This window comes from Bacillus sp. 0102A, from assembly GCF_036765155.1.
GTDB classification, from domain to species: Bacteria; Bacillota; Bacilli; order Bacillales; family Bacillaceae; genus Bacillus; species Bacillus subtilis_G.
Genome location: NZ_JBAIZW010000003.1, coordinates 1 through 26,711 on the forward strand (window position 1 = coordinate 1; position 26,711 = coordinate 26,711).

Below are 26,711 nucleotides of genomic sequence, written 5' to 3' on the forward strand. Positions count from 1 at the left end.
GAAGCCTTTAAGGCTTCTTTTTAAAAAAACAGTTGTAACTTTTGTTGTTACAGTTTAAAATCAACCTATACGAAAGGAGATTATCATGACAGTACCCATCAAAGTTTATTCAGATTACGTCTGCCCATTTTGTTTCATTGGCAAAGCCGCTTTTGAAGAAGCGATTAAAGGAAAGGATATTGAAGTCGAGTGGATGCCGTTTGAACTGCGCCCAAGCCCGTCTCCAAAGCTTGACCCGGTCAATGATCCTTCCAAACAGTACATGTGGCAGACATCAATTCAGCCAATGGCGGAGAAATTAGGAGTCGAGATTAATTTTCCAAACGTCTCGCCTCATCCATATACAGATTTGGCGTTTGAAGGCTTCCACTTTGCAAAGGAATACAATAAAGGACATGAATACAATACCCGTGTCTTTCAGGCATTTTTCCAAGAGGGCCAAAATATCGGCGACATTGACATCTTGACGAAGCTTGCCAAGGAAGTGGGGCTAGACGGAGCTTCATTCAAATCCGCACTGGAATTAAGAACATATCAGGACGTGCAGCGCCAAGCCTTAAAACACGCCTACGAAGAGGCTGACATCACAGCCGTTCCAACCTTTATCATTGGCGACACTGTGATTCCGGGTGCTGCCGGCAAGGATGTATTTGAAAAAGCGATTTCTGAGGAACAGCATAAAAAGTAAGGAAAACTCTCTATACAAGAGAGCTCAGGCTGTCGAGAGTACCTCGACAGCCTTTTTTGGATTTCAAGCACAGATTGGTTTTCCCTATTTTTTTACTCTTGATCCATGTGAATGCCGGTATGCGCCTTCACCTGTATTTCCGCAAACGTATCTTCATCAACTGTTTTATCTGACGACAGCACCGTTCCAAGCCACGCGCCGAGGAAGCCGAGCGGGATGGAAATAATGCCCGGATTGGAAAGCGGAATGAGCGGATCGCCGATAAAAACAGCACCTCCGGACGGATCCCACACACTAGGGCTCATCGACACAAGCACAAGCGCGCTGATCAGGCCTGTCAGGCTGCCCACTAAAGCGCCTGAGGCATTGAATCTCTTCCAGAAGACCGTAAACACAATTAGCGGGAGGTTTGCGCTGGCCGCCACCGCAAACGCAAGTGCGACAAGGAACGCTACATTTAAAGACTGTGCAAAAATCGCAAGAAGAATGGAGAGCACTGACACGGCGACAGAAGCCCATCTGGCCGCTTTCATCTGTTCTTTTTCAGTTGCTTCTCCTTTTCTGATGATTTGGCTGTAAATATCATGGGCAAACGCTGAGGCGGCAGACAGCACCAATCCGGTCACGACAGCTAAAATGGTAGCGAAGGCGATGGCTGACACAAACGCAAACAGAAAATCTCCCCCGAGCGCTTTCGCCAAAAGCGGAGCCGCCATATTTCCCGCTTGGTCAGCCGCCGTAATCGCGTCGAAACCGACAAACGCAGCCGCGCCAAAGCCGAGAAACACCGTCATAATGTAAAACACGCCGATAATCCATGTCGCTGACACAACAGATGTCCGGGCCGTCTTAGCATCCTTAACGGTATAAAAACGGATCAAAATATGAGGAAGCCCGGCAGTTCCCAGCACAAGTGCCAAGTTTAACGACAAAGTCTCAAGCGGCACCTTGTATTTATTTCCGGGATTTAAAAAATCAGCGCCAAGCGGAGTGGCCGTTTTCATCTGCTCAAACATGGTATTAAGGTTAAAGCCGAATTTCGAAAACACGATGATTGAAATCACGAGTGTGCCGGCCATCAGCAAAACCGCTTTAATGATTTGAACCCAGCTTGTCGCGATCATGCCGCCAAACACGACATAAATGGTCATCAGCACTCCGACGATGAGAACCGCCACGGTATAATCCAGCCCAAGCAGCAGTTTGATCAGCGCACCGGCCCCCACGAGCTGTGCGATCATATAAAAAGTAGAGATGGCAATGGTATTCAGAGCCGCGACGCCGCGGATTTTCTTTTCTTTAAAACGAGCCGCAATCATGTCAGCCATCGTATACTTCCCAAGATTCCGAAGCGGTTCCGCCACGATGTACAAGACAACGAGATAAGCCACCAGAAAACCGATGCTGTAAAAGAAGCCATCAAATCCATATAACGCAATCATTCCGGCAATCCCGAGAAACGAGGCTGCAGACATGTAGTCGCCGGCAATTGCCAGTCCATTCTGAACGCCGGTGAGCCCGCCGCCAGCCGTATAAAACTCACTCGTCGTTTTCGTCTTCTTCGCGGCAAAATAGGTGATGACAAGCGTTAGGCCGACGATTGCTAAAAATAATAGAAAAGCAGTCATATTCATGTCTGTTCACCCTTCAAATCTGCCTTTAAAGCGCTTACATATCTGTCGAAATGAGCTGCCCTTCGGGAATACACCGTACTCAGTATCCAGGTCATGGCGAATTGGGCGATGGCAAACAGCCAAGCCCATGAAACAGCTCCAATGGCCGGCGCATTCAAAAAGGTGAAATAAGACGTCAAAACAGGAAGTGAAAAATAAAAGACGAAAAAGAAAATCGCAGAAGGAACAATAAAAGCGTGTTTCTGCTTTAAAAAAGCTTGGAAAGACGGCGTTGCAGCAATCTGTTTGTAATCAGCTTTGTACATGGCTATCCTCCTTTTATTGACTAAACGTAAGCAAAAAGGTACACCAATAGGTATGTACTGAAAGTCTGATTTATGCATTGAAGAATATCTGAAGAATGAAAAAAGAAGGAAGTCGTGAAGAAAGGAACGCAATTGGCAGAAAGACAGGCGAAGGTTTTCCAGCTCGGCCGCGTATATACGAGTTTGCTTTCAAAACCTCACCGAATGCAGCTTGTTCTCAGCAAAGCTGCTGTTTACCAGAGCCTGGTTATGGATGTTCGCATCACCTCTTAATGACAATGCATGTGCCAAGAGGTGACCGCATCACCGGCTGTCTGTCGTATGTTAGCTGACACACCGTTTGTCCTCAAGCTCGGCGTAGCAATCGCTTTCGAATAGAGGATATGGTGAAAACTCAGATCAGATGATAGAAAAGCCAGATGTAATAGATCCGCCTGTTCGGATTAGTCTTGGCGGACGGTTTTTTTGTGATTGTTCTTTCTCAAAGCTGTCTCAGATTCTAAAAACTGTCTCACATCACGAATGCCTAACCCAATGGATCTAGCTTCTTGCATTAGCATATGCCAATCTTTGTCCAAATCTTTTTTAACATGAGTTTTCATAGTAACCTCCAATTGTATAAAATGTTTTCCTGCAACATGCGGGCAATAAAGAAAGCCGCGCGATGATGAGGCGAGTACAACAAATTTCACACATAGTTGCCCGGTGTTCACAAACTGAAGGAAAAACCACCTACCTATTCCCTAAAAAAATGACTAATATAACCAATGAATCTTATTTATAATAATAAACAATTAAATACTGACTGGATAGTACGTAAATGAAAATAAATCATTTAGCCTATTAAAAATGACCCCGGGGAAACCGAATAGCATAAGCGTTCAAAGAAATAAATACCGCTAAAGATTGATCCGTTGTAAGATAAGGATAATCATGCCGCCTGGAGAGAAATATGAAAAAAAACAAATTTCAAATTAAAAGAGAAGCAACATTTGAAAGTTTTATAGAAGCTGGCTTGAATTTGTTGATTGACCGAGCGTATGATCCGGTTTCTGTGGAGGATATCAGCAGAGCAGCCGGGTACAGCAAAGGAGCTTTTTATGTTCATTTTGTCAGCAAGGAGGATTTTCTGCAGCATCTTCTCGAAAAACGCCAAATGAAAATAAAGATTATCATAGGTTATCTTGACCAAATGGAGCAGATTTCAGTGAAACCGCTGACATTGGACGAGGCTGCGAAACATGCCGCAGAGCTGCTTTATTCCTATTACATAAATAAGCCGTCGTGGGACATTGCCTCATTTGCCATGAATATGCCGACATATAAAATCCTTCAGAAATGCAAGGCCTATGCACGGCTGTACGAATTGTGGGTCGAGGAAAACGCGTTATATATTATGTGGCTGAAGGAGAGAAAGCTGATTGACGCCTGTATTGATCCGGGATATACGGCTAAAATAATATGTGCGGTACTCGACGGAATCATTAAACAAGCATATGTATTGGGGCAGCCCGCCACATTCCGCAGCTTTTTAGACGCACTCTCGGTTTTTTTTACGCTAGACAGAGAGCGCGTGAGACCAACAATCTTGAAAAGTTTTTCAGAAAGCGAGGAACATCAGTGAAGTATAGAGAAATGATTATGTATATCATTATGGGAGTTTTCACAACCATTGTGAACATCGCCAGCTTTTATATATTGGTAGAGATCATGAATATGGATTACAAAGCCGCCACTGTCGCCGCTTGGGTTTTGTCCGTGCTGTTTGCTTACATCACGAATAAATTATATGTGTTTCAGCAAAAAACACATGACCTGCAGAGCCTAATCAAAGAGATCACTGCCTTTTTCAGCGTTCGGGTTCTGTCTCTCGGCATAGATTTAGGCATGATGATCATTCTTGTCGGCCAATTCAATACAAATGAAACCTTGGCTAAAATACTCGACAACGCGGTCATTGTTGTTGTCAACTATGCCGCAAGCAAATGGCTCGTTTTTAAAAAGACTAAAGAAGAAGGCGTGTGACAGGCACTATCGTTTCGCTGGAGAAATAAGGGGAAATAAAAAATAAAACCATGAAAGGTGATTGCACATGCGGGAAGAGCTAAAGGGGATATTTGCAAGTGTATTCGGAGAAAAAGAGGGGTTACGGTTTTTTTTCGCACCTGGCAGAGTGAATCTGATTGGAGAACATACAGACTATAACGGCGGGCATGTCTTTCCGTGCGCGCTAACAATGGGTACATATGCTGCTGTAGCAGAAAGAAACGACGGTCTTGTCCGGATGTATTCTGACAACTTTAAAGAGGCAGGCATCAAGGAATTCAGCCTTGACGACATCCGCTATCAAAAAGAAGACGACTGGGCGAACTATCCGAAAGGCGTCATTTATGAATTTCAGCAAAGGGGCTATTCAGTTCCCCATGGCTTTGACATTGTATTTTCAGGGAATATTCCAAACGGGGCGGGGCTCTCGTCCTCCGCTTCTATTGAGCTGCTGATGGGAGTCGTGCTTCAAAGCTATTTCCACCCTGAAGTGGATGCGCTTGAACTTGTAAAAATGGCGCAGCATGCGGAAAACACATTTATCGGTGTCAATTGCGGGATTATGGACCAATTCGCAATCGGAATGGGCAAAAAACACCATGCGATGCTGCTGAACTGCGACACGCTGGACTATGAATATAGCAAACTCGATGTCTCAGGCCTCGCACTTGTCATTGCGAACACGAACAAAAAAAGGACATTGGCAGACTCTAGCTATAATACGAGACGCCAAGAGTGTAATGACGCGTTGCTTGATCTGCAAAAAGCACTCGGTATTGCCTCGCTGGGCGACATCAAGCCCGCTGATTTCAACGCGCATTCCAGCCTGATTCGAAATGAAACGAACAGACGCCGGGCAAAGCACGCCGTATATGAAAACCACCGGGCTATCAAGACGGCCGATATGTTCAAAGAAAACAATATAGATGAAATCGGGCGGTTAATGAAGGAATCCCATCTTTCATTGAAGGATGATTATGAAGTGACATGCCCTGAACTTGATGAGCTTGTGTTTGCGGCGTGGGACCACGAAGGAGTCATCGGATCAAGAATGACGGGAGCGGGCTTCGGCGGCTGCACCATCAGCATTGTAAGGGATGCGTTTGTTGATGATTTTATCCAAAAGGCTGGAGACAGATACCAAGAAAAAACAGGTCTCAAAGCGGAATTTTATATCGCTGATATCGGAGAGGGAGCGAGAGAACTAAAGGGGGAGTGACACATGCGTATTGTTGAACATCTGGAACAGCTGCTGGAGTATGGCCTGGAACGGAAACTGATTTCGATCTGGGATCGGGAATACACGAGAAACCGTCTTTATGAAGCGTTGGACATCGAACATCCTGAGCCGGTCTCCTACACACGTATCAAGAAGGAACAGAGCCTTCCGAACCTGCTTGCTCCTATTTACAAATGGGCGGAGGAAACCGGCCGTATGGAAGCGGATACAGACACATACCGTGACTTGCTCAGCGCAAAGCTGATGGGATGTTTCGTACCTCCTCCGTCTGAGGTCATTCGCAAGTTTGAGGAGACAAAAGCATTATACGGCCCGAAACAGGCGACAAAGGAATTCTATCAATATTCAGAGGATGTCTACTATATCCGGTCTGACAGGATCGCCAAAAATGTGCATTGGACGGTGCCGACCGAATATGGCGAGCTGGAAATGACCATTAATCTATCAAAGCCCGAAAAGGACCCAAAAGCGATTGCGGCTGCAAAAGAGCAAACGCAGACTCATTACCCGATGTGTTTGCTGTGTAAAGAAAATGTCGGGTTTGAGGGAAGCGTGAATCATCCAGCCCGCCAAAATCACAGAATCATTCCGGTCATCCTTAAAGAGGAAGAATGGTACTTGCAGTTCTCGCCATACGTTTATTATCCAGAGCATTGCATCGTCTTAAAGGGTGAGCATGAACCGATGGAAATCAGCAGAAAAACATTTGAAAGGCTGCTGTCATTTCTCGGGCAATATCCGCATTACTTTATCGGTTCAAATGCGGATCTGCCGATCGTCGGCGGCAGCATCCTGAGCCATGATCATTTCCAAGGCGGGGCGCACGATTTTCCGATGGCGCGTGCAGAAGCGGAAGAAGTATATGAATTACATGATCATCCCGGTGTGTCGCTAGGCTTAGTGAAGTGGCCGATGTCGGTTCTCAGGCTCCAAGGAGACAAACCGGATCATGTCGCTGAAGCTGCTGATCATATATTCCGCACGTGGCAAACGTATTCCGATGAAATAGCCGGGATAGCCGCCTATACAGACAATACACCCCATAATACGGTTACGCCGATCGCGCGGCGCAAGGGAGACTTGTACGAACTTGATATCGTGCTGAGAAACAATCGGACGGATGAGGAGCATCCATTAGGAATATTTCATCCTCATCAGGACGTTCACCATATTAAAAAAGAAAATATCGGCCTGATTGAAGTCATGGGATTGGCGATATTGCCGGGTCGTTTACAGGAAGAAATGAAAGAAACGGCAGTGGCGCTGTGTTCTGCTGATCCGAAAACAGTTTTAGAACAAAATCCGCTCACGGCAAAACATAAGGAGTGGGCTCTTCGGATGATGGAAAAAAGAACGATAACAAAAGAGAATGCCGATCTAGTGATAAAGGAAGAGCTTGGACATGTATTCGCTCGCATACTTGAACACGCCGGTGTATTTAAACACACACCGGAAGGAAAACAGGCCTTCAAAAGGTTTATTGATCATTTAGGCGTTAAACCAGTCAAAAGCCTCAACCGCTAGGGTTGAGGCTTTTTCGATTTTATCGCAAAACAAACGCCCAAAGCACTGACGCTTCGGGCGCTGTCACTCTTATCCTCTTTTTCTCGCTAACAGGCTTACTAGAAATACGACAATGGCTGCGCCGATCACTGCCGGAATAATGGCAAATCCGGCTAGGTTCGGTCCCCATGTTCCGAGCAGCCCGTGTCCGATCCACGCGCCGATAAGACCCGCGATCATAGACCCGATAATTCCCCCGGGCATATCTCCTTTCACAAACAGACTGCCAAGCCATCCGATAATAATAGCGACGATAAGTGAAATAATAAAACTCATCATGCAACACATCCTATTTTGTATTTATTTGCTTATAACATTCCTCTATTGCGTGTAAGCTAAACATATGGATGTTCTCTTAAAAAATGGGAACAGTTTAGAGCATATTGCCGCTTTATTAAGCCTTTTCATTCAAAATTTGATGCGTTAAAATGGTAATCGTGTGAAAAGATGCTAGACAAGGGAAAATTAATTCCTATCTAGAAAGTTTAACAAAATGAAATTTTTGATTGACCTAAGTTTTTTATTGTGGTAAACCTTTATTTGTCAGAATTAGTTTTTCATCATCTTTCTTTACTTATATGCGGAAATAACTAGAAACTTTTCATCTTAAGCGATAGATGTGAATAAAGTTGGAGCAATTTTTGTCGATTTTATGACATTTAAGCGAAAATGGGATGAAGTTTAGAAAAAAATAAAGCTAATAAGTGAACTTTTTGATAGCATAACAAAGTAGAGAAAAGATTTTGAGGAAGTATGCACTTCAGATTTATTACATCAATAGGAAGGATGGTGATCTTCTTGTTCAGAGCATTAAAACCGTTGCTTGTATTAGCGCTGTTAACTGTGGTTTTCGTCCTTGGGGGATGCAGCAATGCTTCAGTACTAGATCCGAAAGGGCCTGTAGCTGAACAGCAAAGTGATTTGATCCTGTTATCTATCGGATTTATGCTGTTTATCGTCGGGGTCGTCTTTGTTCTATTTACCATTATTTTAGTAAAATACCGCGACCGTAAAGGCAAAGATAATGGATCTTATAACCCAGAAATTCACGGTAACACGTTCTTAGAAGTAGTCTGGACAGTGATCCCAATTTTAATCGTCATTGCACTTTCTGTGCCAACCGTACAGACGATATATTCGTTAGAAAAAGCTCCTGAAGCAACAAAGGATAAAGAGCCTCTTGTTGTTTATGCTACTTCGGTAGACTGGAAATGGGTATTCAGCTACCCTGAACAGGATATTGAAACGGTCAACTACTTAAACATTCCTGTAGACCGCCCGATCTTGTTCAAAATTTCATCTGCAGATTCAATGGCTTCGCTATGGATTCCTCAGCTTGGAGGACAAAAATACGCGATGGCAGGAATGCTGATGGACCAATACTTACAGGCTGATGAAGTGGGAACTTACGAAGGACGCAACGCGAACTTCACAGGTGAACATTTTGCAGACCAAGAGTTTGATGTGAATGCAGTCACAGAAAAAGACTTTAACAGCTGGGTGAAAAAGTCTCAGAACGAGGCGCCTAAGCTGACAAAAGAGAAGTATGATCAATTGATGCTTCCTGAAAATGTGGATGAATTAACGTTTTCATCTACTCACTTAAAATACGTTGATCACGGACAGGACGCAGAATACGCGATGGAAGCGCGCAAACGCCTTGGCTACCAAGCCGTTTCACCGCACTCTAAAACAGATCCGTTTGAAAACGTAAAAGAAAATGAATTTAAGAAGTCTGATGATACAGAAGAATGATATTGATCAGGAAAGGAGGAAGCCCGCATGAAATTCAAATGGGACGAATTTTTCGTAACTGGTGACCCATTAATTCTGGGCGCACAAGTTTCCATTGCGCTTTCAACCATTGCCATTATTTTTGTACTGACTTACTTCAAAAAGTGGAAATGGCTGTGGTCTGAATGGATAACTACTGTTGACCATAAAAAACTCGGAATCATGTATATTATAGCTGCTGTAATTATGTTATTCCGCGGCGGTGTCGACGGCCTGATGATGCGTGCCCAGCTAGCGCTTCCGAATAACAGTTTTTTAGACTCAAACCACTATAATGAAATTTTTACAACTCACGGTACAATCATGATCATCTTCATGGCGATGCCGTTCCTAATCGGTCTTATCAACGTTGTTGTACCTCTTCAAATCGGTGCTCGCGACGTTGCGTTTCCTTACTTGAACAACCTGAGCTTCTGGACGTTCTTCGTAGGGGCGATGCTTTTCAACATTTCTTTCGTAATCGGAGGTTCTCCGAACGCAGGCTGGACCAGTTACATGCCGCTTGCAAGTAACGAAATGAGCCCTGGACCGGGTGAAAACTACTACCTCCTCGGACTTCAGATTGCCGGTATCGGTACCCTGATGACAGGGATCAACTTTATGGTCACGATCTTAAAAATGAGAACAAAAGGCATGACATTGATGCGTATGCCAATGTTCACATGGACAACACTGATCACAATGGTTATTATCGTGTTTGCGTTCCCTGTGCTTACAGTAGCTTTAGCACTTTTATCATTTGATCGTTTGTTCGGCGCTCACTTTTTCACATTGGAAGCAGGCGGTATGCCGATGCTTTGGGCTAACTTGTTCTGGATTTGGGGACATCCTGAAGTATATATCGTTATTCTTCCGGCGTTCGGTATTTTCTCTGAAATTATCGCAAGCTTTGCGAGAAAACAATTGTTTGGTTACACAGCGATGGTCGGATCTATTATCGCCATCTCCGTATTGAGTTTCCTAGTTTGGACTCACCACTTCTTCACAATGGGGAACAGTGCGTCCGTTAACTCATTCTTCTCAATTACGACAATGGCCATATCAATCCCGACCGGGGTTAAAATCTTTAACTGGCTCTTTACCATGTATAAAGGCCGAATCAGCTTTACAACGCCTATGCTGTGGGCGCTTGCGTTCATTCCTAACTTCGTCATCGGCGGGGTGACAGGGGTTATGCTTGCGATGGCAGCAGCGGATTATCAATATCACAATACGTACTTCCTTGTATCTCACTTCCACTATGTGCTGATCGCGGGTACTGTATTTGCTTGTTTCGCCGGATTTATTTTCTGGTATCCAAAAATGTTCGGCCACAAGCTGAACGAAAGAATCGGAAAATGGTTCTTCTGGATCTTTATGATCGGTTTCAATGTGTGTTTCTTCCCGCAATATTTCTTGGGGCTTCAAGGCATGCCTCGCCGTATTTACACATACGGACCGAATGACGGCTGGACAGCATTGAACTTTGTCTCAACTGTCGGGGCATTCATGATGGGTGTAGGATTCTTAATCCTTTGCTATAACATCTACTACAGCTTCCGCTACTCTACTCGTGAAATCAGCGGAGATTCATGGGGTGTGGGACGTACGCTTGATTGGGCGACTTCTTCTGCGATTCCACCGCATTACAACTTTGCGGTGCTTCCTGAAGTCAAATCTAAAGATGCATTCCATCAGATGAAAGAAGAAAAAACGGAGTTATACCCTGAAAGCAAATTCAAGAAAATCCATATGCCAAGCAACTCAGGCAGACCATTCTTTATGTCTGTTGCCTTCGGTATTGCCGGCTTTGGACTTGTCTTTGAATGGTACTGGATGGGCGTAGTCGGATTGATCGGCGTCCTGCTCTGCATGGTTCTGCGTTCATTCGAATACGACAACGGCTACTACATTAGTGTTGATGAAATAAAAGAGACGGAAAGAAAGATTTCCGAATAAGGAGGCGTGAGTTATGGAACATGCAGAACACGGCAATTCTAACGCGCCTATGGAATATCAATCTGAAACCGGCAGACTTAATATTCTCGGGTTTTGGATCTTTTTAGGGGCAGAAATTGTGTTGTTCTCAACACTATTTGCAACCTTCTTCGTTCTTCAAAACAGAACAGCAGGAGGTGTCTTACCGGACGAACTCTTTGAAGTCAATCTGGTAATGATTATGACGTTCTTGCTGCTTATCAGCAGCTTTACCTGCGGGATCGCTGTTCATGAAATGCGCCGCGGAAGTTTAAAAGGCGTAGTCATTTGGACAATTATCACTCTTCTTCTCGGTGCCGGCTTCGTCGGTTGTGAGATCAATGAGTTTGTCCATTATGTACATGAAGGAGCATCTCTCGGTACCAGTGCGTTCTGGTCTGGATTCTTTGTTTTACTTGGAACTCACGGAACTCACGTAACAATCGGTATTTTCTGGATTATAGGAATTCTGATTCAGTTGAAGAAACGCGGCCTAACTCCGCAAACTTCATCTAAAATCTTTATCTCAAGCTTATACTGGCACTTCTTAGATGTTGTATGGATTTTCATCTTTACAGGTGTCTATCTCATGGGATTGGGGGGTCTGTAAAATGGCAAACAAATCTGCTGAACACAGTCACTTTCCATGGAAGCACATCGTAGGTTTTGCACTGTCTATCGTTTTGACCCTGCTGGCTCTATGGGTTGCAGTGTATACTGACCTGAGCTCATCAGCAAAACTTTGGATCATTTTCGGCTTTGCCTTCATCCAGGCGGCGCTGCAGCTTCTCATGTTCATGCACATGACAGAGAGCGAAAACGGCACCATCCAAGTCGGAAACACGCTATTCGGATTCTTTGGCGCGATCGTTATCGTACTTGGATCCATCTGGATTTTCGCGGCTCACTATCACCATGGTGACCATATGGACGGAAATCCTCCTGGAGGCACTGAACACTCAGAGCATTCAGGCCATCACGAATAAGCAAAAACCCTCTTCGTCAGAAGAGGGTTTTTTTGCTGTTTCAACTGCTGCTTCGCTTTCTGCGAAGATACGGAAGACCGTAAATGATAAATGCGGCGATATGAGCGACAATGACATTGACGGCAAACAAGATTATCATGAGAGTGTGTCCTAGTGGAGAAAGGCTTTCAGTTGCGTAAAAGAAGAAGAATACCCACATTAAGATGATTGGCGGAATAGCTGAGAGTGCGACTTTTTTGTTATCAAGCCAAATAAAAAGAGGAGTTGCACTGGCAACCAATAAATAAGCAAAAAACATGTCCATCATACCCGTCTCCTTTCATTTTGTGATAACGTTTACAAAAATGAAATAGAGGAACTGATTTGTGTCTGTTTTGTGGTCGTTTTTTGAACATTTTGTTACAATTATTATACCATGTTTTCCAGAAATTGATACACGTTTTTGCGGAAATGGTCTGGACCTATTGTCTTATTTTTTTAGGCTCATTCACTAGGAGAAAATATAGAGATCGAGCTTAGGTCTCTCTTTGATTATACAAAGGAAACACTAAGCTATATAAGCGTTTTAGGAACGAAACACACTTTTACATTCACTTTTTAACCAAAACCTTTTTGAATGGCGTTTATTTCAATTTCATTTGAAAATTTTTGTGTCAATCGAAACATTTCGGTTTATGATACGTCATATTTCGTGTAGCTGAAAAAGCGCCGTGTATGCGCGCAAAAAACATAAATGGAAGCGAGCTTCACGTGTCATCTTGAACGTGGTTCATGTATAATAAACATTAGTGATTTTCCGATGAAAATGTAAGGCGGGATAGAATGAGTCGATATAAGAAACAGCAAAACCCCTTTTACCAAGGGGATTTGATTTTTATATTTGGTGTGTTTTTTATTATAAGTGTAGTTTCAATTTATGCTGCCGGTCAGTTTGGGCAGTATGGGAACACCGATTGGATACAGCAAATTGTCTTTTATTTTTTGGGGGCTGTTGCTATTACAGTTCTTCTGTACTTTGATTTAGAACAGCTTGAAAAGTTAAGTTTATATATTTTTATCCTTGGTATTTTATCTTTGATTATCCTGAAAATCAGTCCGGAGTCCATTGCACCTGTCATTAAAGGAGCAAAAAGTTGGTTTAGGATTGGAAAAATTACAATACAGCCTTCAGAATTCATGAAGGTTGGTTTAATTATGATGCTTGCTTCAGTCATTGGAAAAGCCAGCCCTAAAGGAGTTCGGACGTTTAAGGATGATATTAACCTTTTATTAAAAATTGCGGGTGTATCAGTTATTCCTGTTGGTCTTATTCTGATGCAAGATGCTGGGACGGCGGGTATTTGTATGTTTATCGTTCTTGTAATGATTTTTATGTCGGGTATTAACTGGAAACTGATTGCGCTTATTAGCGGATCAGGGGTTCTATTAATAACCCTAGTTTTATTTGTCATTATTCAGTTCCCTGATCTGGCACAAAGCTTGGGAATTCAGGAGTACCAAATCAACAGGGTAACATCATGGATGTCGGATTCTGCGGTAGACACCCAAGAAGCCAGTGATAATGGCTGGCAGGTTGAAAGGGCTATTATGGCAATAGGTTCAGGCGGGATTATAGGAAATGGTATTTCTGATCTAAAAGTTTATGTTCCAGAAAGTACGACTGACTTCATCTTTTCAATTATTGGTGAATCATTTGGCTTTTTAGGCTGTGCCTTTGTCGTCATCATGTTCTTCTTCTTAATCTACAGGCTTGTCGTTCTGATTGACAAGATTCATCCGTTTAACCGTTTCGCCTCTTTCTTTTGCGTTGGATTTACGGCGTTAATTGTGATTCACACATTCCAGAATATCGGTATGAACATCGGCATTATGCCTGTTACCGGGATTCCGTTGTTGTTTGTCAGTTACGGGGGAAGTTCGACACTTTCCACGTTAATCGGTTTCGGCATTGTTTATAATGCGAGTGTACAGTTGACGAAATACAGAAGTTATCTGTTTAATTCTTAATATGCAGACAGCCTTAACATGGCTGTCTTTTTTGTTTCAGAGCATTTTCCTTTTGAGTTCACTTTTTTTCGGATATGATAAAAAATAGATAAGGAGGTTCTTGTGATGAATAACACAATCGAAACCATTTTGAATCATCGGTCGATCCGGTCTTTTACTGATCAGCTTTTGACAGCTGAAGAAATTGATACATTAGTGAAAAGTGCGCAGGCTGCGTCTACATCCAGCTATGTACAGGCGTATTCCATTATCGGTGTTTCCGATCCTGAGAAAAAGCGTGAGCTGTCTGTGCTTGCAGGTCCGCAGCCTTACGTTGAGAAGAACGGGCACTTTTTTGTATTTTGCGCGGACTTGTATCGCCATCAAAAACTGGCTGAGGAAAAAGGCGAGAATATTTCTGAGCTGCTGGAAAATACGGAACTGTTTATGGTTAGTTTAATTGATGCTGCGCTTGCAGCTCAAAACATGAGCATTGCCGCAGAATCAATGGGACTAGGCATTTGTTATATTGGCGGCATTCGGAATGATCTGGACAAGGTGGCAGAGGTGCTGCAAACGCCTGACCATGTGCTTCCGCTTTTCGGGCTGGCAGTAGGCCATCCTGCGAACCTTTCCGGCAAAAAACCGAGACTGCCGAAGCAGGCTGTCTACCATGAGAATACGTACAATGTGAATACAGACGATTTCCGCGAATCCATGGATGCGTATGACAAAACGATTTCTGATTATTATAGAGATAGAACCAACGGAGAGCGGGAAGAAACGTGGTCTGATCAAATTCTGAACTTTATGAAGCAGAAGCCGCGTACGTACTTAAATGACTATGTGAAAGAAAAAGGCTTTAATAAAAACTAAAGCAAACCTCTCCGCTTCGGAGGGGTTTTTATGTTTCACGTGTAACATATTCCGACAAATAGAGACATCCTGTCACAAATAAATGGCGAATGATCGGGAGACACTGATAAGCGGTGTGAGCGGCTTTTGAGAAAAAATAAAGGATCAGTGATACGATGAGGATGAGGTGGTAGGGATGATTTCATTAAGTATATTAGATCAATCTCCAGTATCAGAGGGCAGCAGTGCAGAAACAGCCTTACAGCAAACCGTCAAGCTTGCGCAGGCTGCGGAGGATTTTGGATATAAGAGATTTTGGGTGTCTGAGCATCACTTTTCAAAGCGGTTGGCAGGGTCAAGCCCTGAGGTGCTGATCAGTCATATAGCGGCGAAAACGAAGCGAATCCGTGTGGGGTCAGGCGGTGTCATGCTGCCGCATTACAGCGCATATAAAGTTGCTGAGAATTTCCGTGTGCTAGAGGGGCTGACACCGGGGAGAATTGATCTCGGGCTTGGCAGAGCACCGGGGGGAATGCCGATTGCGTCATGGGCGCTGAATGACGGCGGGAAGCGCAATGCTGATCAGTATCCTCAGCAAATCAAGGAGCTGGCCATGTATTTGCATGATTTGGCGGATGACAAACATCGTTTTCCGAACCTGACGGCAGCGCCGCATATTTCCACCGCGCCGGATGTGTGGCTGCTCGGCTCATCCGGAGAAAGCGCGCTGCTTGCCGCTGAGACAGGCGCTGGCTATATGTTTGCCCACTTTATCAATGGAGAGGGCGGAGAGGATACGGTCAGACAGTATAAGAGACGATTTAAACCATCTGTGTTAGGTGATACGCCTCGTGCGGCAGTCGCTGTTTTTGTTCTTTGTGCTGACACAGAGGAAAAGGCAGAGGAGCTTGCGGCAGTGCTAGATTTCACGATTTTGGCGGGGGAGCAGGGCATCCCTTTAGAAGGAGTTCCTTCGTATGAAGCTGTCCGGGAAAATACGTATTCTCCGTATGAACAGAGACGAGTTGCTGAGAATCGAAATCGAATGATTGTCGGCACAAAAGAACAGGTTAAGGCGCAGCTGTTGGCTTTGAGTAAAGCGTATGGCACGGAGGAAATCATGGCGGTAACCATAACGCATCATTTTGAAGATAAGCTTGATTCTTACCGCTTGTTACAGGAAGCATTTGCGAATGAATAAGAAGAAGCCCTGCCAATCGGCAAGGCTTTTTCTTATTCCAAGGTAAAAGGTTCTTTAGTCAGAACCTGGCTTGATTTGCCTTTGTTCGCGGCATAGGCGAGCAGGTAATATTCTCCGGCCGGAAGCTTGGTTCCGCCATTGATCGTGCCGTCCCAGTCAAAGTACCGATAGCCCTTATCTTGATTTTTATAGATGCCGGCTTGGCCTGCAAAATCTAGGTTGCTGTCATAGACGAGGAACGCCAGCTCTTCTGCTCCCGCAGGAAGATAGGTTTCAATTTGATAGGTGCCTTGTACAGATCCTTCGCTGACGGAGACAGATGTTACTCTCGGATAATCCGGCTCTTTGACGATCAGCAATGTAGGCATCTTGGCGACGGTTTTCCCGCCTTCTCTGACGATGACCGTTCCTTCATAGGTGCCGGCTTTTGTTTTCTTTGTATTGACTTTTACTTTTGCAGTAGCTTTTCCGTTTTTATGGGCCGGAATCACAACACGGCTTGTGCCGGATGTGGAGATGCCGCTGCCGTTAAATGAGTATTCAAGCGTGTATGACTTTCTAATGGAAGATTGATTTTCAATCGTAAACGTTTCTTTTTTCGTCTCGTTTTTGTTTTCCTTTAAAAATGTGCCATATGAATAGCTTCCAGGTGAGACAAGAGAGTCGGCCTTGATCGCATTCATGATTCTCGCGCTGCCTGCGCCTTGGGCGTTATGCGGATATACTTCTCCGTCGCTATCCTTTAAAGTGACAGCGGTATTCATGATGGCGGCTTTAATCTGTTCAACGCTCCATTTTGGTTTTGCTTGTTTGATAACGGCAACCGCTCCGGCAATATGAGGCGATGCCATGCTCGTTCCTTGTTTTGATCCGTAACCGTATGGGTTATTAGGATCGTGTGTCGGGATGGTGCTGACGATATTGACGCCTGGTGCGGAAATATCAGGCTTAATCATCCATGTATCCATAACAGGGCCGCGGGATGAGAAATCAGCGACTTGTTCACCGAGCGCTTTTGAGACCGTCAACTTGAATGTTGCTTTTGTCTCGCCCGCTTTCATGGCGCTGATGAGTTTTTCACCGTCTTCTAATGAAAGTTTGATTGTTGGCACAGACATGCCAGACACATTGGCTTCAATTTCACCAGATAGGTTGTTATACACAACCATGCCGATGGCGCCGGCTTTTTTGGCGTTGTCTGCTTTATCCACAAAAGCGATGCTGCCCCGTTTGACAACGGCGACTTTGCCTGTCAGATCTTTTCCTTCAAAGTCCTTTGCTTCGCCGATTCCGGCTTCGACAAGTTCAACTTCTTTGTTATTGAGCGCTTTAACGTCATTCTCTTTGTCATAGCCCATTACTTTTGCTGAAGAGTAGGAGCCGAATGTGACGGCGTATTCATTGAGCGGCAGCTGAGTCGCACCGACAGAAATCGCTTCTCTTGATGTGCCCGGTGATCCGACTGTCCAGCTGTTCGGTCCGCTGTTTCCGTTTGACGTAACTGCGACAACGCCTTCTGACATGGCCCAGTCAAGCGCTGTGCTTGTCGCCCAGTCCGGATTGTTTAAAGAGTTTCCGAGAGACAGGTTCATCACATCTGCTCCGTCCTGTACTGCACGTTCCACGCCAGCGATGACGTTTTCCGTTGTGCCGCTTCCGCCAGGGCCTAACACGCGATAAGCAAGAAGTGTGGCATCAGGCGCAACTCCTTTAATCGTTCCGTTTGCGGCCACAGTTCCGGCTACATGTGTTCCGTGGTCAGTGGATCCGCCCCTTGGGTCGCCCGTAGGTGTTTCTTTTGGATCGTAATCATTGTCTACAAAATCGTATCCTTTATATTGTCCGAAGTTTTTCTTCAAGTCAGGATGATTGTATTCAACCCCGGTATCAATAATCGCCACCTTGACGCCTTTTCCTGTGTAGCCTAAATCCCATGCGTCGTTTGCTCCGATATACGGCGCGCTGTCATCCATTTGCGGAGATACGGCGTCCTCGGAGATCGTGACGTCTTTATCCTTTATATTGTCTGTTTTATACGTGACGTTTGGGTATACGGCTTTGACGTCTTTTACCGCGAGAAGTTTTGGAATTTCATTAGCTGGGAGCTTTATAGAAAAGCCTGAGAATACCTGCTCATATTCCCGGTTTACTTTTCCATTTTTCACCGCTTTGATGGCCTTGTTTTTTGCTTTGGTGCGAGCGGTTTTCAGCTTGCTTTTCGTTTGGCTTTCACCTGCTTCCTTCGCCTCTGCCAAGGATTTTTCTTTTAACTCCACAATTACGGTTGTTTTTTTGCTAGTTGTCATGTCGATGTCACCGAATATCTCGGCTTTTTCCAGATCAGCCGACGTTTTTGAAGAAGCCGGAGCTGCCTGTACGCCTGTCATACTTGTGGATAACGTGAAAAATAAAATGAAACTTAGAAGCAGAAAGCGAATAATCCCATTTTTCAATGTGTTTCCCCCTTTGTGTTTAAGAAAAAATGTTAAAGACCTAGTATATATTTCTTGAAAATTCAAAAAAATCCTTGTGTCAAATGAACCATTTATTGAAATTCTTTTGTGTATAAGGGAGGAGTTATACACAGAACCCTGTGCATAAGTGAATAAACCTGTGTATATATGTAGTTGGGAATATATGTTCCTATACAAAATATTGAGAGAGATTGTAGATATGTGGATATCTATTGTGGCTAAGTTGTTCTTAACTTTGGGATAACTTGTGTATAAAGTTTTTGGAGCGGTTCTCCAATTTTCATTTCATTTCTTTCAGCTTTCAACAAAACTTCTAAAAACTAGTTGGTTTTTTCACTCATATTGTGACAAAGAATTCTCTTTCCGCGGTCTATCATAGAGTCATGAGTTTTGCTAGAGCCGCTAGTTTGCGAGAAAAGAAATCGGCCGTCTTTTCCCGCGGGCTGCGGCTGAGAAAACGGGCTGCTAAAAAGGCTGCCTGCCAAAAAGAAGCGGAGGGATGTTTTTCTATGAAACGTTTGCTTGTATCTTTACGGGTGTGGATGGTCTTTTTGATGAACTGGGTGACGCCGGACAGAAAAACTGCGGCTGCTGCGGTCTATTCGGCTCAGCGTACATACCAAAGAAAAGCGGCGGTGCAGGCCGCAGGACTTGTTTCGTTTTATGAATGGCGGATGGCTGTGAATGACGAAGAAAAGCAGAAAGTGAAAGCCGCTGCGCTTTATAAAAGAAGGTGTTTGCAAGCCTTCAAGGAATCGCCAAAGCAGGAGAGAGCTGGACCGCACCTTTACATGGCGGTCAAAAGGAGGTAAAATCCCAGTCAAAAGCAAATTGGCGGGAGAGATAGCCTCTTGAAAATCTATAAAGTATTAAACAACAATGCGGCTTTAATAAAAGAGGATGATCAGGAAAAAATCGTGATGGGACCGGGAATCGCATTTCAAAAAAAGAAAAATGATCTCATCCCTATGAATAAAGTGGAAAAGATCTTTGTCGTGCACGACGAGAATGAAAAGTTTAAACAAATCCTGCAAACGCTGCCGGAGGAGCATATTGAAATCGCTGAGGATATCATCAGCTATGCGGAGGGGGAGCTCGCGGCGCCGTTGAGCGACCACATTCATATCGCGCTTTCTGACCACTTATCCTTTGCGATCGAAAGGGTTCAAAATGGGCTGCTTGTGCAGAATAAACTGCTGCATGAGATAAAGGCGCTCTATAAAAAAGAATATGAGGTGGGCCTGTGGGCAATCAGACATGTAAAAGAGACATTGGGCGTGTCTCTGCCTGAAGATGAAGCGGGTTATATTGCCCTTCACATCCATACGGCGAAGATGGATGCGGAGAGCATGTATTCAGCGCTGAAGCATACGACCATGATTAAAGAAATGATAGAGAAAATAGAAAACTACTTTAATCGAAAGGTGGATGAAAACAGCATTTCCTATCAACGCCTTGTCACGCATTTGCGATACGCGGTCAGCCGGTTGGAATCAAATGAAGCGCTCCATCATATGGATGAGGAGATGCTTTATTTCATCCAAAAAAAGTATTCATTTGCCTATCAATGTGCGCTGGAGCTGGCGGAGTTCTTGAAAAATGAATATCAATTACATTTGCCGGAGTCCGAGGCCGGCTATATTACGCTGCATGTCCAGCGTCTTCAAGATCTCTCGGAATAACCGCTTTGACTTGCAGAGAGTGATCTCTGGAAGTTTTTTTATTTATCGGGATTGAGCGTGTAGTACATCCAGCCCATCATCACTATTCCTGCGGTCAGATTTCCGAGCGTAACAGGAATTAAGTTTCTAACCGCTCCCATCAGTGTCACCGTATCAGGGTGCTCGATCAAAAGTGAAATGGCGAATGTGCACATATTGGCAATGCTGTGCTCAAAACCTGAAATAAAGAAGCAGAAAACAAAAAGCATCATGGTAAACAGCTTGGCTCCTTCTCCTTTGAGAGACATCGGAATGAAAAAGGCGAGGCATACAAGCCAATTGCACAGCATACCTCTGAAAAACAGTTCGGAAGCTGACGGCTCCATTTTGTGCTCTGCCAGATGAATCAAAAAGGAATGAACAGAAGCCTCCTCAAAAAGTCCTGTCGCGCTGATCAGAATAGCAAATAGGATGGCGCCAATTAAATTGCCGGCATAGCTTGTCATCCACAGGTACAGGGTGTCTCGCCAGCGAAGTTTTTTTCGGAGCGCGGTATAGGTGAAATAAAAGGTGTTGCCGGTAAATAAATCCCCGCCGCCGTAAGCAATCAGCAGAATAGCGGCTCCGAATGTGACAGCGGCTGCCGGAAAGGCAAACGGAGAATCAACCATGAAGAAATAGCTGCCTGTTTTACTTGCGGCTGTAATGCCGAAACCGATAAACATGCTGGCTAGAATGGATCTAAGTAAATAACGGAATTTGCTGGAAATAAATATATTTTGTTTTTTTAAAGCGTACTGTTCAACCTTTTGCAATGCTTGAGTTTCCATGTTCTTTTCCTGCTTTCTTTGATGATTGAGCATAGTATAGCATGATATTGTGAAGTATTTCACAATTAAATTTTACGAATTTATGACTAAATGTTTTATCAAACTTTTTAACTAAAAAACAGTTGACGAAAACGCTGTCATGATTTATGATGAAAGCGTATTCTCAATCTGAATAAGCGGGATTGTGACTGGTAAAGCAGGCAAGACCTAAAATTTGCGTAGATGAAAAAGGATCGCTGTGTCCTTTATTCGTTGGCGAATTTTAGGTCTTTTTTGTTTAAATAAAAGGGGGAAAAACAGATGGATTACAAAGAGACTGCAAAACGCCTCACCGAGCTTCTCGGGGGCAAAGAAAACATTATCAGCGCGGCTCATTGTGCAACAAGACTGCGTTTAGTGATTAAGGATGAATCAAAGATAGATCAAACACAAGTAGAAGAGCTTGACGGCGTCAAAGGCGCTTTCAGCAGCTCTGGCCAGTACCAGATCATTTTCGGAACAGGCCTTGTCAATAAGGTGTACGATGCTTTTTCGAAGGAAGTTGATGTCGAGCGTGACGAACATGTAAATCACCAGGATGCGGCGAAAGAAAAACTGAATCCCGCTGCGAGATTTGCGAAAACGCTTTCTAATATTTTTGTTCCAATCATTCCGGCTATTGTCGCCAGCGGCCTGTTAATGGGCTTACTGGGTATGATCAATGCGTTTCATTGGATGAGCAAGGAGTCTGCTTTGCTGCAGCTGCTTGATATGTTTTCAAGCGCAGCCTTTATTTTCTTGCCGATTTTAATCGGGGTCAGTGCTTCAAAAGAGTTTGGCAGCAACCCTTACTTGGGAGCGGTTATTGGGGGAATCATGATTCATCCGACGCTTTTGAATCCTTGGGGGTTGGCGGAAGCAACACCAGATTTTATGCATCTTTTCGGATTTGATATCGCGCTTCTGGGCTATCAGGGGACTGTCATCCCTGTCCTGCTGGCGGTTTATGTCATGAGTAAGATTGAAAAATGGACAAGAAAAGTGGTTCCTCATTCGGTAGATTTGCTTGTTACACCATTTGTCACAGTGATTGTCACCGGGTTTGTCGCTTTTATCGCGATTGGTCCTTTGGGCAGAGCACTTGGCTCAGGCATTACGATTGCGTTAACTTATGTGTATGATCATGCCGGTTTTGTTGCGGGTCTGGTTTTCGGGGGCACGTATTCACTCATCGTACTGACAGGCGTTCATCACAGCTTTCACGCGATTGAGGCAGGACTTATTGCTGATATCGGCAAAAACTACTTGCTGCCGATCTGGTCAATGGCGAATGTCGCACAGGGTGGGGCCGGCCTTGCCGTCTTCTTTATGGCGAAAAAGGCAAAGACAAAAGAAATCGCGCTTCCGGCTGCATTCTCTGCTTTTCTCGGCATTACTGAGCCAGTCATATTCGGAGTCAATCTTCGCTACCGTAAGCCATTTATCGCCGCGATGATCGGAGGCGCATTGGGCGGTGCGTATGTCGTCTTTACACATGTTGCTGCAAACGCTTACGGGTTAACAGGGATTCCGATGATTGCCATTGCTGCGCCGTTTGGCGTTGGCAACTTGATCAACTATCTGATTGGGATGGCCATTGCGGGAGTGTCATCGTTTACCGCAGCGTTTATTATGAAGATTAATGAGGATGAGGGGAGAAAAAAATGACATCACATGATCAGGAGCTTCGTCGCCGGGCATATGAAGAAGTGGAGAAAAAAGAGCCTATCGCTGACAGTGATCCGCACCGCCAGCATTTTCATATCATGCCGCCGGTTGGGCTGCTGAATGACCCGAATGGCGTTGTATATTGGAAGGGCAGCTTTCATGTGTTTTTTCAGTGGCAGCCGTTTCAGACGGGGCACGGCGCGAAATTCTGGGGCCATTATACGAGTCAGGATGCTGTGAATTGGAAGCGGGAAGAAATTGCGCTGGCGCCGAGTGATTGGTTCGATAAAAACGGCTGCTACTCGGGCAGCGCTGTCACAAAAGACGGTCGGCTTTATCTGTTTTACACTGGAAATGTCAGGGATCAGGAGGGGAACCGAGAAACATATCAATGCCTTGCTGTATCTGATGACGGGCTGACCTTTGAGAAGAAAGGTGTTGTCGCCCGCCTTCCAGAAGGATACACGCCGCATTTTCGCGATCCGAAAGTATGGGAGCATGAAGGCACATGGTATATGGTGATTGGCGCGCAAACGGAGAATAGGCAAGGACACGCTGTTTTGTTTGCTTCAGATAACTTGACGGAGTGGAGATTTTTCGGCCCGGTAACTGGGGCGGGCTTCAATGGGCTGGACGATTTCGGGTACATGTGGGAATGCCCTGACTTGTTTTCTCTTCAGGGATCCGATGTGCTGATTGTCTCACCTCAGGGTCTTGAGGCGGACGGTTTTCATTATCAAAACGTGTATCAATCAGGTTATGTTGTCGGGCGTCTTGATTATAACAAGCCTGAACTGAAGCATGGCGATTTTATTGAGCTTGATCAAGGTTTTGATTTTTACGCTCCGCAAACACTTGAAGACGATCAGGGAAGGCGGATTTTGTTTGCATGGATGGCGGTGCCTGATCAGGATGAAGGATCTCATCCGACAATTGACTATCACTGGATTCACTGTATGACGCTGCCGAGACAGCTGACGCTATCAGGGCAGAAGCTGATTCAGCAGCCGCTGCCTGAGCTGAAAGCCATGCGCAGGAATGAGAAGAACATACAAATCAACATGCATGGATCATCTGGGACGCTTCCAGTTGAAAACCCTGAAAGAGCTGAGATCTTGATCGAAGACATTGATACAGAGTCCGGTTTTTCAATCAGTATCCGCGGAACGGCTGCGTTCTCCTTTGATCAGAACGAGGGGGTTATTACGCTGGAGCGAACGAGCTTCGACGGAAAACGAACAGAAGCAAGACATTGCCGCATCAAGGATTTGCATACCGTGCACATGTTTATCGACGCGTCATCTATAGAAATCTTTATCAATCATGGAGAAGAGGTCTTTAGTGCAAGATATTTTCCTTTCCCGGGAAATCATGACGTGACAGCCAGTTCGACCGGAAAATCTGAAATGAATGTCGGAATTTGGACACTTATGTAGAAAATCCTTCTATTTTCTTATGTGAAATCTGTGCCATCTGTGCTATTCTTCAACGATAACCTACTATTTTTTTCTGTAAAAGGAGTTGTTTTCTTGAATATACATGAACAGAAGATAACACCGGAATGTTTGGAAAAGGCTGCGGATCAGGTTGAAGATAAGCGGGAAGAATATAAGGATGTGCTGCTGCAGCTGAAAAAAATGCTTGGCGGGACTGCACCGCACAGTGAAACGGCGGAAATTCTTTCACGGGCATATGAGCAAATGAAGGAATACGCACTTTTTGTTCAGTCGATAGAAACATTTTTGAGGAAATCTGCGAACAATTTAAAAATCAAATAAACAGGCTGCCGATGGGATCGGCAGTTTTTTCTGTGAAAAAAGGCTGCCCTCTAAGTAAGGCAGCCGATGTTGTTTATGATTGTTTATCCAGACGCAGCGCAGAATGCTTCGTAGGTCCGACATACTGGTTTAGCGGGAAGGATTCTTTAATGGCAGCAGTAATGAATTCTTTCGCTGTGTAAATGGCTTTTTTGACTTCCGCACCTTTGGCGAGCTCCGCTGTCACGGCTGCTGAGAACGTACAGCCTGCGCCATGGGTATAAGGCGTATCGATCATTTCGCTTTCGAGGACTTCCGCTGTTTCTCCGTCATAGAGAACATCAATGGCTTTTTCGTGTTTGAGTTTGCCTCCGCCTGTAATGACGACATATTGGGCGCCGAGTGCGTGAATTTTTTTAGCAGCTTCGATCATATCGTCAACTGTTTTTAATTCATCCATGCCGCTGAGCTGGCTGGCTTCAAACAGATTCGGTGTAATGACAGTGGCTAGCGGCGCTAATTGTTCACGCAGGGCTTGGGCGTGCTCCGGATAAAGGACTTCATTTGCCCCTTTGCAAACCATGACCGGGTCAATCACCACATTTTTTAATTGTTTTTCTTTGATCGTTTTTGCCGCAAGCTCGATGATATCAACGGTTGGCAGCATTCCTGTTTTCATGGCGTCCACTCCGATGCCGTCCGTAATCGTTGCAAGCTGGGCGCGGATTGTATCAGTATCGATCGGGAATACCTGATGGTCCCAGCTGTTGTTCGGGTCCATCGCGACGATCACTGTTAAGGCGGTCATCCCGTATACGTTTTTCTCTTGAAATGTTTTTAAATCAGCTTGAATCCCAGCACCGCCGCTGGAATCTGAGCCGGCAATGGTAAGTGCTTTATGCATAGACATGTCTTGAACCTCCATCATGTTTTGTCTTTCATTATAGTTAGATTTTCTCTGTATCACAATATAGAAGATCTATAGGAATTATTTGACAATACTAAAGAACTTTCGTAAAATGCTACATAAGAAAACTAGGTAGGGGTTTTGTGATGTTAAATCGTGAGTTGGTGAAGGGCAGCACTGTGATATTGGTATTGACGCTTCTAAACGAGCGGCCGATGTACGGCTATGAACTTGTAAAAGAAATGGGTACCCGCAGCGGAAATGAATGGCAGATGAAAGAAGGGACCTTGTATCCTTCTCTTCACAAGCTTGAACGCCAAGGGGTTATTTCTTCCTATTGGGAGAAGCAGGAGAAAGGGCCGGACCGCAAATATTATCGGATTACAGATGAAGGCAAAGAGGTGCTGTCGGAACGCACGAAGGAATGGAGCGTATTTTCGGCTATGATGGACCGAATGTTGAAGCGGGGCGGGCAGAATGGATAAAGAAACGTATTTGTCTGAAATCAAAAATGGACTTATAGGGTTTCCAGAAGGAGAGACGATAATAGAAGAGATTGAGAGTCATATTGAACATCATCTGCTCCACTCTCTTCAGGAAGGGAAGAGTGAGGCGGAAGCTATGCAGATTTTATTGCAGACGTTTGGAACACCAGCTGACATTGTTTCTTCGTTTAAGAAAGAACAGCCTGTAACGTTCCGTGTGTTTTTGGTGTTCCATCTTTTCTGTAACAGCGCACTATTCGCTGTCGGCATCGCTATTACGACGATGCACGTCTGGCTTGAATCCCCTATTGTTCAAGCAGTATGGAAAGGCATTTCTGTTTCTGTGTGGCTGATCTTAGCTGCATATATCATGTACTGGGTGCTGATTGGGTATCAAGGGGGGAGGGAGTTTGGAAAACGCGGAGAAAAGCTAGTTTTACAAACGATTCGAATCTCTATAGTGCCAAATATCATTTTTATGCTTGTATTTCTGTTCAATGTGATTCCTGCTTCGCTGTTTCAATCCTTTCTGACACCTTGGTTTGTCGGAATTTGCGCTTGTGCAACACTGTTATTTCCGTTATTCGGCCGAATAGGCTGTTATATTGGCAGGCGTCAGCTTGCCTGATTTTTTAGGTATATGCATAGAATTTCTAT

The 26,711-nt window shown here is 44.5% G+C and carries 28 protein-coding genes; 20 read left to right on the forward strand and 8 right to left on the reverse strand.

Annotated features, from left to right (window positions below):
* Nucleotides 1-85 precede the first annotated feature (85 nt).
* Complete coding sequence (locus tag V6D41_RS08200) at nt 86-688, forward strand: DsbA family oxidoreductase (RefSeq protein ID WP_333517872.1); 603 nt, start codon at nt 86-88, stop codon at nt 686-688.
* A gap of 92 nt (nt 689-780) precedes the next feature.
* Here V6D41_RS08200 and V6D41_RS08205 read toward each other — a convergent pair whose 3' ends face one another.
* Both V6D41_RS08205 and V6D41_RS08210 read right to left on the reverse strand, forming a co-directional pair.
* Nucleotides 781-2,322, reverse strand: a complete 1,542-nt coding sequence (locus V6D41_RS08205; protein WP_333517873.1) for a solute symporter family protein — start codon at nt 2,320-2,322, stop codon at nt 781-783.
* A complete protein-coding gene (locus V6D41_RS08210; protein ID WP_333517874.1) occupies nt 2,319-2,627 on the reverse strand; it encodes a DUF485 domain-containing protein in 309 nt (102 codons plus the stop codon). The genes V6D41_RS08205 and V6D41_RS08210 overlap by 4 nt, the downstream gene beginning before the upstream one ends.
* A 114-nt stretch (nt 2,628-2,741) precedes the next feature.
* Between V6D41_RS08210 and V6D41_RS08215 the strand changes: the two genes are divergently transcribed.
* A complete protein-coding gene (locus V6D41_RS08215) occupies nt 2,742-2,900 on the forward strand; it encodes a hypothetical protein (RefSeq protein ID WP_333517875.1) in 159 nt (52 codons plus the stop codon).
* Between the two features lie 170 nt (nt 2,901-3,070).
* Here the strand turns inward: V6D41_RS08215 and slrA are convergent, their stop codons facing one another.
* A complete protein-coding gene (gene slrA, locus V6D41_RS08220) occupies nt 3,071-3,229 on the reverse strand; it encodes a transcriptional regulator SlrA (RefSeq protein ID WP_014115625.1) in 159 nt (52 codons plus the stop codon).
* A 350-nt stretch (nt 3,230-3,579) separates the two neighbouring features.
* Here slrA and V6D41_RS08225 point away from each other — a divergent pair, with 350 nt between their 5' ends.
* The 4 genes from V6D41_RS08225 (at nt 3,580) to galT (ending at nt 7,437) form a co-directional block, all read left to right on the forward strand.
* Entirely contained in the window at nt 3,580-4,251 is a 672-nt protein-coding gene (locus tag V6D41_RS08225) for a TetR/AcrR family transcriptional regulator (protein ID WP_333517876.1), read from the forward strand.
* A gap of 17 nt (nt 4,252-4,268) precedes the next feature.
* Complete coding sequence (locus V6D41_RS08230) at nt 4,269-4,652, forward strand: GtrA family protein (protein WP_333518159.1); 384 nt, start codon at nt 4,269-4,271, stop codon at nt 4,650-4,652.
* Nucleotides 4,653-4,719: 67 nt separating this feature from the next.
* On the forward strand, nt 4,720-5,892 hold the full coding sequence (locus V6D41_RS08235; protein WP_333517877.1) for a galactokinase: 1,173 nt from the start codon (nt 4,720-4,722) through the stop codon (nt 5,890-5,892).
* Between the two features lie 3 nt (nt 5,893-5,895).
* Nucleotides 5,896-7,437, forward strand: a complete 1,542-nt coding sequence (gene galT / locus V6D41_RS08240) for a UDP-glucose--hexose-1-phosphate uridylyltransferase (RefSeq protein ID WP_333517878.1) — start codon at nt 5,896-5,898, stop codon at nt 7,435-7,437.
* Between the two features lie 69 nt (nt 7,438-7,506).
* On the opposite strand, the gene V6D41_RS08245 is transcribed toward galT, so the two are convergent.
* A complete protein-coding gene (locus tag V6D41_RS08245) occupies nt 7,507-7,752 on the reverse strand; it encodes a GlsB/YeaQ/YmgE family stress response membrane protein (protein ID WP_003222176.1) in 246 nt (81 codons plus the stop codon).
* A 513-nt stretch (nt 7,753-8,265) separates the two neighbouring features.
* Between V6D41_RS08245 and qoxA the strand changes: the two genes are divergently transcribed.
* Genes qoxA through qoxD form a run of 4 tightly spaced genes read left to right on the forward strand, consistent with a single transcriptional unit; the run spans nt 8,266 to nt 12,212 of the window.
* On the forward strand, nt 8,266-9,231 hold the full coding sequence (gene qoxA, locus V6D41_RS08250; RefSeq protein ID WP_087993273.1) for a cytochrome aa3 quinol oxidase subunit II: 966 nt from the start codon (nt 8,266-8,268) through the stop codon (nt 9,229-9,231).
* A gap of 27 nt (nt 9,232-9,258) precedes the next feature.
* The gene (gene qoxB / locus V6D41_RS08255; protein ID WP_148963393.1) at nt 9,259-11,208 is read left to right on the forward strand and encodes a cytochrome aa3 quinol oxidase subunit I; all 1,950 of its coding nucleotides are present in this window, start codon (nt 9,259-9,261) and stop codon (nt 11,206-11,208) included.
* 13 nt (nt 11,209-11,221) lie between these two features.
* Nucleotides 11,222-11,836 (forward strand): cytochrome aa3 quinol oxidase subunit III, encoded by a 615-nt coding sequence (qoxC, locus tag V6D41_RS08260; RefSeq protein ID WP_003222171.1) that lies wholly within the window; start codon nt 11,222-11,224, stop codon nt 11,834-11,836.
* Nucleotide 11,837: 1 nt separating this feature from the next.
* Entirely contained in the window at nt 11,838-12,212 is a 375-nt protein-coding gene (gene qoxD, locus V6D41_RS08265; RefSeq protein ID WP_087993190.1) for a cytochrome aa3 quinol oxidase subunit IV, read from the forward strand.
* A 40-nt stretch (nt 12,213-12,252) separates the two neighbouring features.
* Here the strand turns inward: qoxD and ywcE are convergent, their stop codons facing one another.
* The gene (gene ywcE, locus V6D41_RS08270) at nt 12,253-12,519 is read right to left on the reverse strand and encodes a spore morphogenesis/germination protein YwcE (protein WP_081638379.1); all 267 of its coding nucleotides are present in this window, start codon (nt 12,517-12,519) and stop codon (nt 12,253-12,255) included.
* A 515-nt stretch (nt 12,520-13,034) separates the two neighbouring features.
* On the opposite strand from ywcE, the gene V6D41_RS08275 reads away from it, so the two are divergent.
* From V6D41_RS08275 to V6D41_RS08285, 3 genes are all read left to right on the forward strand, one after another.
* On the forward strand, nt 13,035-14,219 hold the full coding sequence (locus V6D41_RS08275; protein ID WP_333517879.1) for an FtsW/RodA/SpoVE family cell cycle protein: 1,185 nt from the start codon (nt 13,035-13,037) through the stop codon (nt 14,217-14,219).
* A gap of 105 nt (nt 14,220-14,324) precedes the next feature.
* The gene (nfsA, locus tag V6D41_RS08280; protein ID WP_333517880.1) at nt 14,325-15,074 is read left to right on the forward strand and encodes an oxygen-insensitive NADPH nitroreductase; all 750 of its coding nucleotides are present in this window, start codon (nt 14,325-14,327) and stop codon (nt 15,072-15,074) included.
* Between the two features lie 175 nt (nt 15,075-15,249).
* Nucleotides 15,250-16,254 carry an LLM class flavin-dependent oxidoreductase gene (locus V6D41_RS08285; protein ID WP_333517881.1) on the forward strand — a complete coding sequence of 335 codons (1,005 nt, stop codon included), beginning with the start codon at nt 15,250-15,252 and terminating at the stop codon, nt 16,252-16,254.
* A 32-nt stretch (nt 16,255-16,286) separates the two neighbouring features.
* On the opposite strand, the gene vpr is transcribed toward V6D41_RS08285, so the two are convergent.
* A complete protein-coding gene (vpr, locus tag V6D41_RS08290) occupies nt 16,287-18,707 on the reverse strand; it encodes a serine protease Vpr (RefSeq protein ID WP_333517882.1) in 2,421 nt (806 codons plus the stop codon).
* A 530-nt stretch (nt 18,708-19,237) separates the two neighbouring features.
* Here vpr and V6D41_RS08295 point away from each other — a divergent pair.
* Nucleotides 19,238-19,540 carry a hypothetical protein gene (locus tag V6D41_RS08295; protein WP_333517883.1) on the forward strand — a complete coding sequence of 101 codons (303 nt, stop codon included), beginning with the start codon at nt 19,238-19,240 and terminating at the stop codon, nt 19,538-19,540.
* Between the two features lie 39 nt (nt 19,541-19,579).
* Entirely contained in the window at nt 19,580-20,410 is an 831-nt protein-coding gene (gene sacT, locus V6D41_RS08300; protein WP_148963399.1) for a sac operon transcriptional antiterminator SacT, read from the forward strand.
* Between the two features lie 38 nt (nt 20,411-20,448).
* On the opposite strand, the gene V6D41_RS08305 is transcribed toward sacT, so the two are convergent.
* Nucleotides 20,449-21,219: a formate/nitrite transporter family protein gene (locus V6D41_RS08305; protein WP_333517884.1), complete on the reverse strand. Its 771-nt coding sequence runs from the start codon at nt 21,217-21,219 to the stop codon at nt 20,449-20,451.
* 300 nt (nt 21,220-21,519) lie between these two features.
* Between V6D41_RS08305 and scrA the strand changes: the two genes are divergently transcribed.
* From scrA to V6D41_RS08320, 3 genes are all read left to right on the forward strand, one after another.
* Nucleotides 21,520-22,905, forward strand: coding sequence for a PTS system sucrose transporter subunit IIBC (gene scrA, locus V6D41_RS08310; RefSeq protein ID WP_333517885.1), 1,386 nt, complete (start codon nt 21,520-21,522; stop codon nt 22,903-22,905).
* Nucleotides 22,902-24,341: a sucrose-6-phosphate hydrolase gene (gene sacA / locus V6D41_RS08315; RefSeq protein ID WP_333517886.1), complete on the forward strand. Its 1,440-nt coding sequence runs from the start codon at nt 22,902-22,904 to the stop codon at nt 24,339-24,341. The genes scrA and sacA overlap by 4 nt, the downstream gene beginning before the upstream one ends.
* A 93-nt stretch (nt 24,342-24,434) precedes the next feature.
* Complete coding sequence (locus tag V6D41_RS08320) at nt 24,435-24,683, forward strand: hypothetical protein (RefSeq protein WP_087992796.1); 249 nt, start codon at nt 24,435-24,437, stop codon at nt 24,681-24,683.
* Between the two features lie 73 nt (nt 24,684-24,756).
* On the opposite strand, the gene V6D41_RS08325 is transcribed toward V6D41_RS08320, so the two are convergent.
* Nucleotides 24,757-25,572: a bifunctional hydroxymethylpyrimidine kinase/phosphomethylpyrimidine kinase gene (locus V6D41_RS08325; RefSeq protein ID WP_333517887.1), complete on the reverse strand. Its 816-nt coding sequence runs from the start codon at nt 25,570-25,572 to the stop codon at nt 24,757-24,759.
* Nucleotides 25,573-25,715: 143 nt separating this feature from the next.
* On the opposite strand from V6D41_RS08325, the gene V6D41_RS08330 reads away from it, so the two are divergent.
* Nucleotides 25,716-26,054, forward strand: coding sequence for a PadR family transcriptional regulator (locus tag V6D41_RS08330; protein WP_148963404.1), 339 nt, complete (start codon nt 25,716-25,718; stop codon nt 26,052-26,054).
* Complete coding sequence (locus tag V6D41_RS08335; RefSeq protein ID WP_333517888.1) at nt 26,047-26,682, forward strand: permease prefix domain 1-containing protein; 636 nt, start codon at nt 26,047-26,049, stop codon at nt 26,680-26,682. The genes V6D41_RS08330 and V6D41_RS08335 overlap by 8 nt, the downstream gene beginning before the upstream one ends.
* The last annotated feature ends 29 nt before the right edge of the window (nt 26,683-26,711 follow it).

Bases quoted from the DNA above. Each gene is read 5' to 3' on its own strand.
- V6D41_RS08200 (WP_333517872.1), top strand. From the start codon at position 86: ATGACAGTACCCATCAAAGTTTATTCAGATTACGTCTGCCCATTTTGT.
- V6D41_RS08245 (WP_003222176.1), bottom strand. From the start codon at position 7,752: ATGAGTTTTATTATTTCACTTATCGTCGCTATTATTATCGGATGGCTT.
- slrA (WP_014115625.1), bottom strand. From the start codon at position 3,229: ATGAAAACTCATGTTAAAAAAGATTTGGACAAAGATTGGCATATGCTA.
- V6D41_RS08285 (WP_333517881.1), top strand. From the start codon at position 15,250: ATGATTTCATTAAGTATATTAGATCAATCTCCAGTATCAGAGGGCAGC.
- scrA (WP_333517885.1), top strand. From the start codon at position 21,520: ATGGATTACAAAGAGACTGCAAAACGCCTCACCGAGCTTCTCGGGGGC.
- V6D41_RS08325 (WP_333517887.1), bottom strand. From the start codon at position 25,572: ATGTCTATGCATAAAGCACTTACCATTGCCGGCTCAGATTCCAGCGGC.
- sacA (WP_333517886.1), top strand. From the start codon at position 22,902: ATGACATCACATGATCAGGAGCTTCGTCGCCGGGCATATGAAGAAGTG.
- V6D41_RS08230 (WP_333518159.1), top strand. From the start codon at position 4,269: ATGTATATCATTATGGGAGTTTTCACAACCATTGTGAACATCGCCAGC.
- V6D41_RS08275 (WP_333517879.1), top strand. From the start codon at position 13,035: ATGAGTCGATATAAGAAACAGCAAAACCCCTTTTACCAAGGGGATTTG.
- qoxD (WP_087993190.1), top strand. From the start codon at position 11,838: ATGGCAAACAAATCTGCTGAACACAGTCACTTTCCATGGAAGCACATC.
- V6D41_RS08295 (WP_333517883.1), top strand. From the start codon at position 19,238: ATGAAACGTTTGCTTGTATCTTTACGGGTGTGGATGGTCTTTTTGATG.
- V6D41_RS08205 (WP_333517873.1), bottom strand. From the start codon at position 2,322: ATGAATATGACTGCTTTTCTATTATTTTTAGCAATCGTCGGCCTAACG.
- galT (WP_333517878.1), top strand. From the start codon at position 5,896: ATGCGTATTGTTGAACATCTGGAACAGCTGCTGGAGTATGGCCTGGAA.
- qoxC (WP_003222171.1), top strand. From the start codon at position 11,222: ATGGAACATGCAGAACACGGCAATTCTAACGCGCCTATGGAATATCAA.
- ywcE (WP_081638379.1), bottom strand. From the start codon at position 12,519: ATGATGGACATGTTTTTTGCTTATTTATTGGTTGCCAGTGCAACTCCT.
- qoxB (WP_148963393.1), top strand. From the start codon at position 9,259: ATGAAATTCAAATGGGACGAATTTTTCGTAACTGGTGACCCATTAATT.
- V6D41_RS08225 (WP_333517876.1), top strand. From the start codon at position 3,580: ATGAAAAAAAACAAATTTCAAATTAAAAGAGAAGCAACATTTGAAAGT.
- V6D41_RS08305 (WP_333517884.1), bottom strand. From the start codon at position 21,219: ATGGAAACTCAAGCATTGCAAAAGGTTGAACAGTACGCTTTAAAAAAA.
- V6D41_RS08335 (WP_333517888.1), top strand. From the start codon at position 26,047: ATGGATAAAGAAACGTATTTGTCTGAAATCAAAAATGGACTTATAGGG.
- V6D41_RS08330 (WP_148963404.1), top strand. From the start codon at position 25,716: ATGTTAAATCGTGAGTTGGTGAAGGGCAGCACTGTGATATTGGTATTG.
- nfsA (WP_333517880.1), top strand. From the start codon at position 14,325: ATGAATAACACAATCGAAACCATTTTGAATCATCGGTCGATCCGGTCT.
- V6D41_RS08235 (WP_333517877.1), top strand. From the start codon at position 4,720: ATGCGGGAAGAGCTAAAGGGGATATTTGCAAGTGTATTCGGAGAAAAA.
- V6D41_RS08210 (WP_333517874.1), bottom strand. From the start codon at position 2,627: ATGTACAAAGCTGATTACAAACAGATTGCTGCAACGCCGTCTTTCCAA.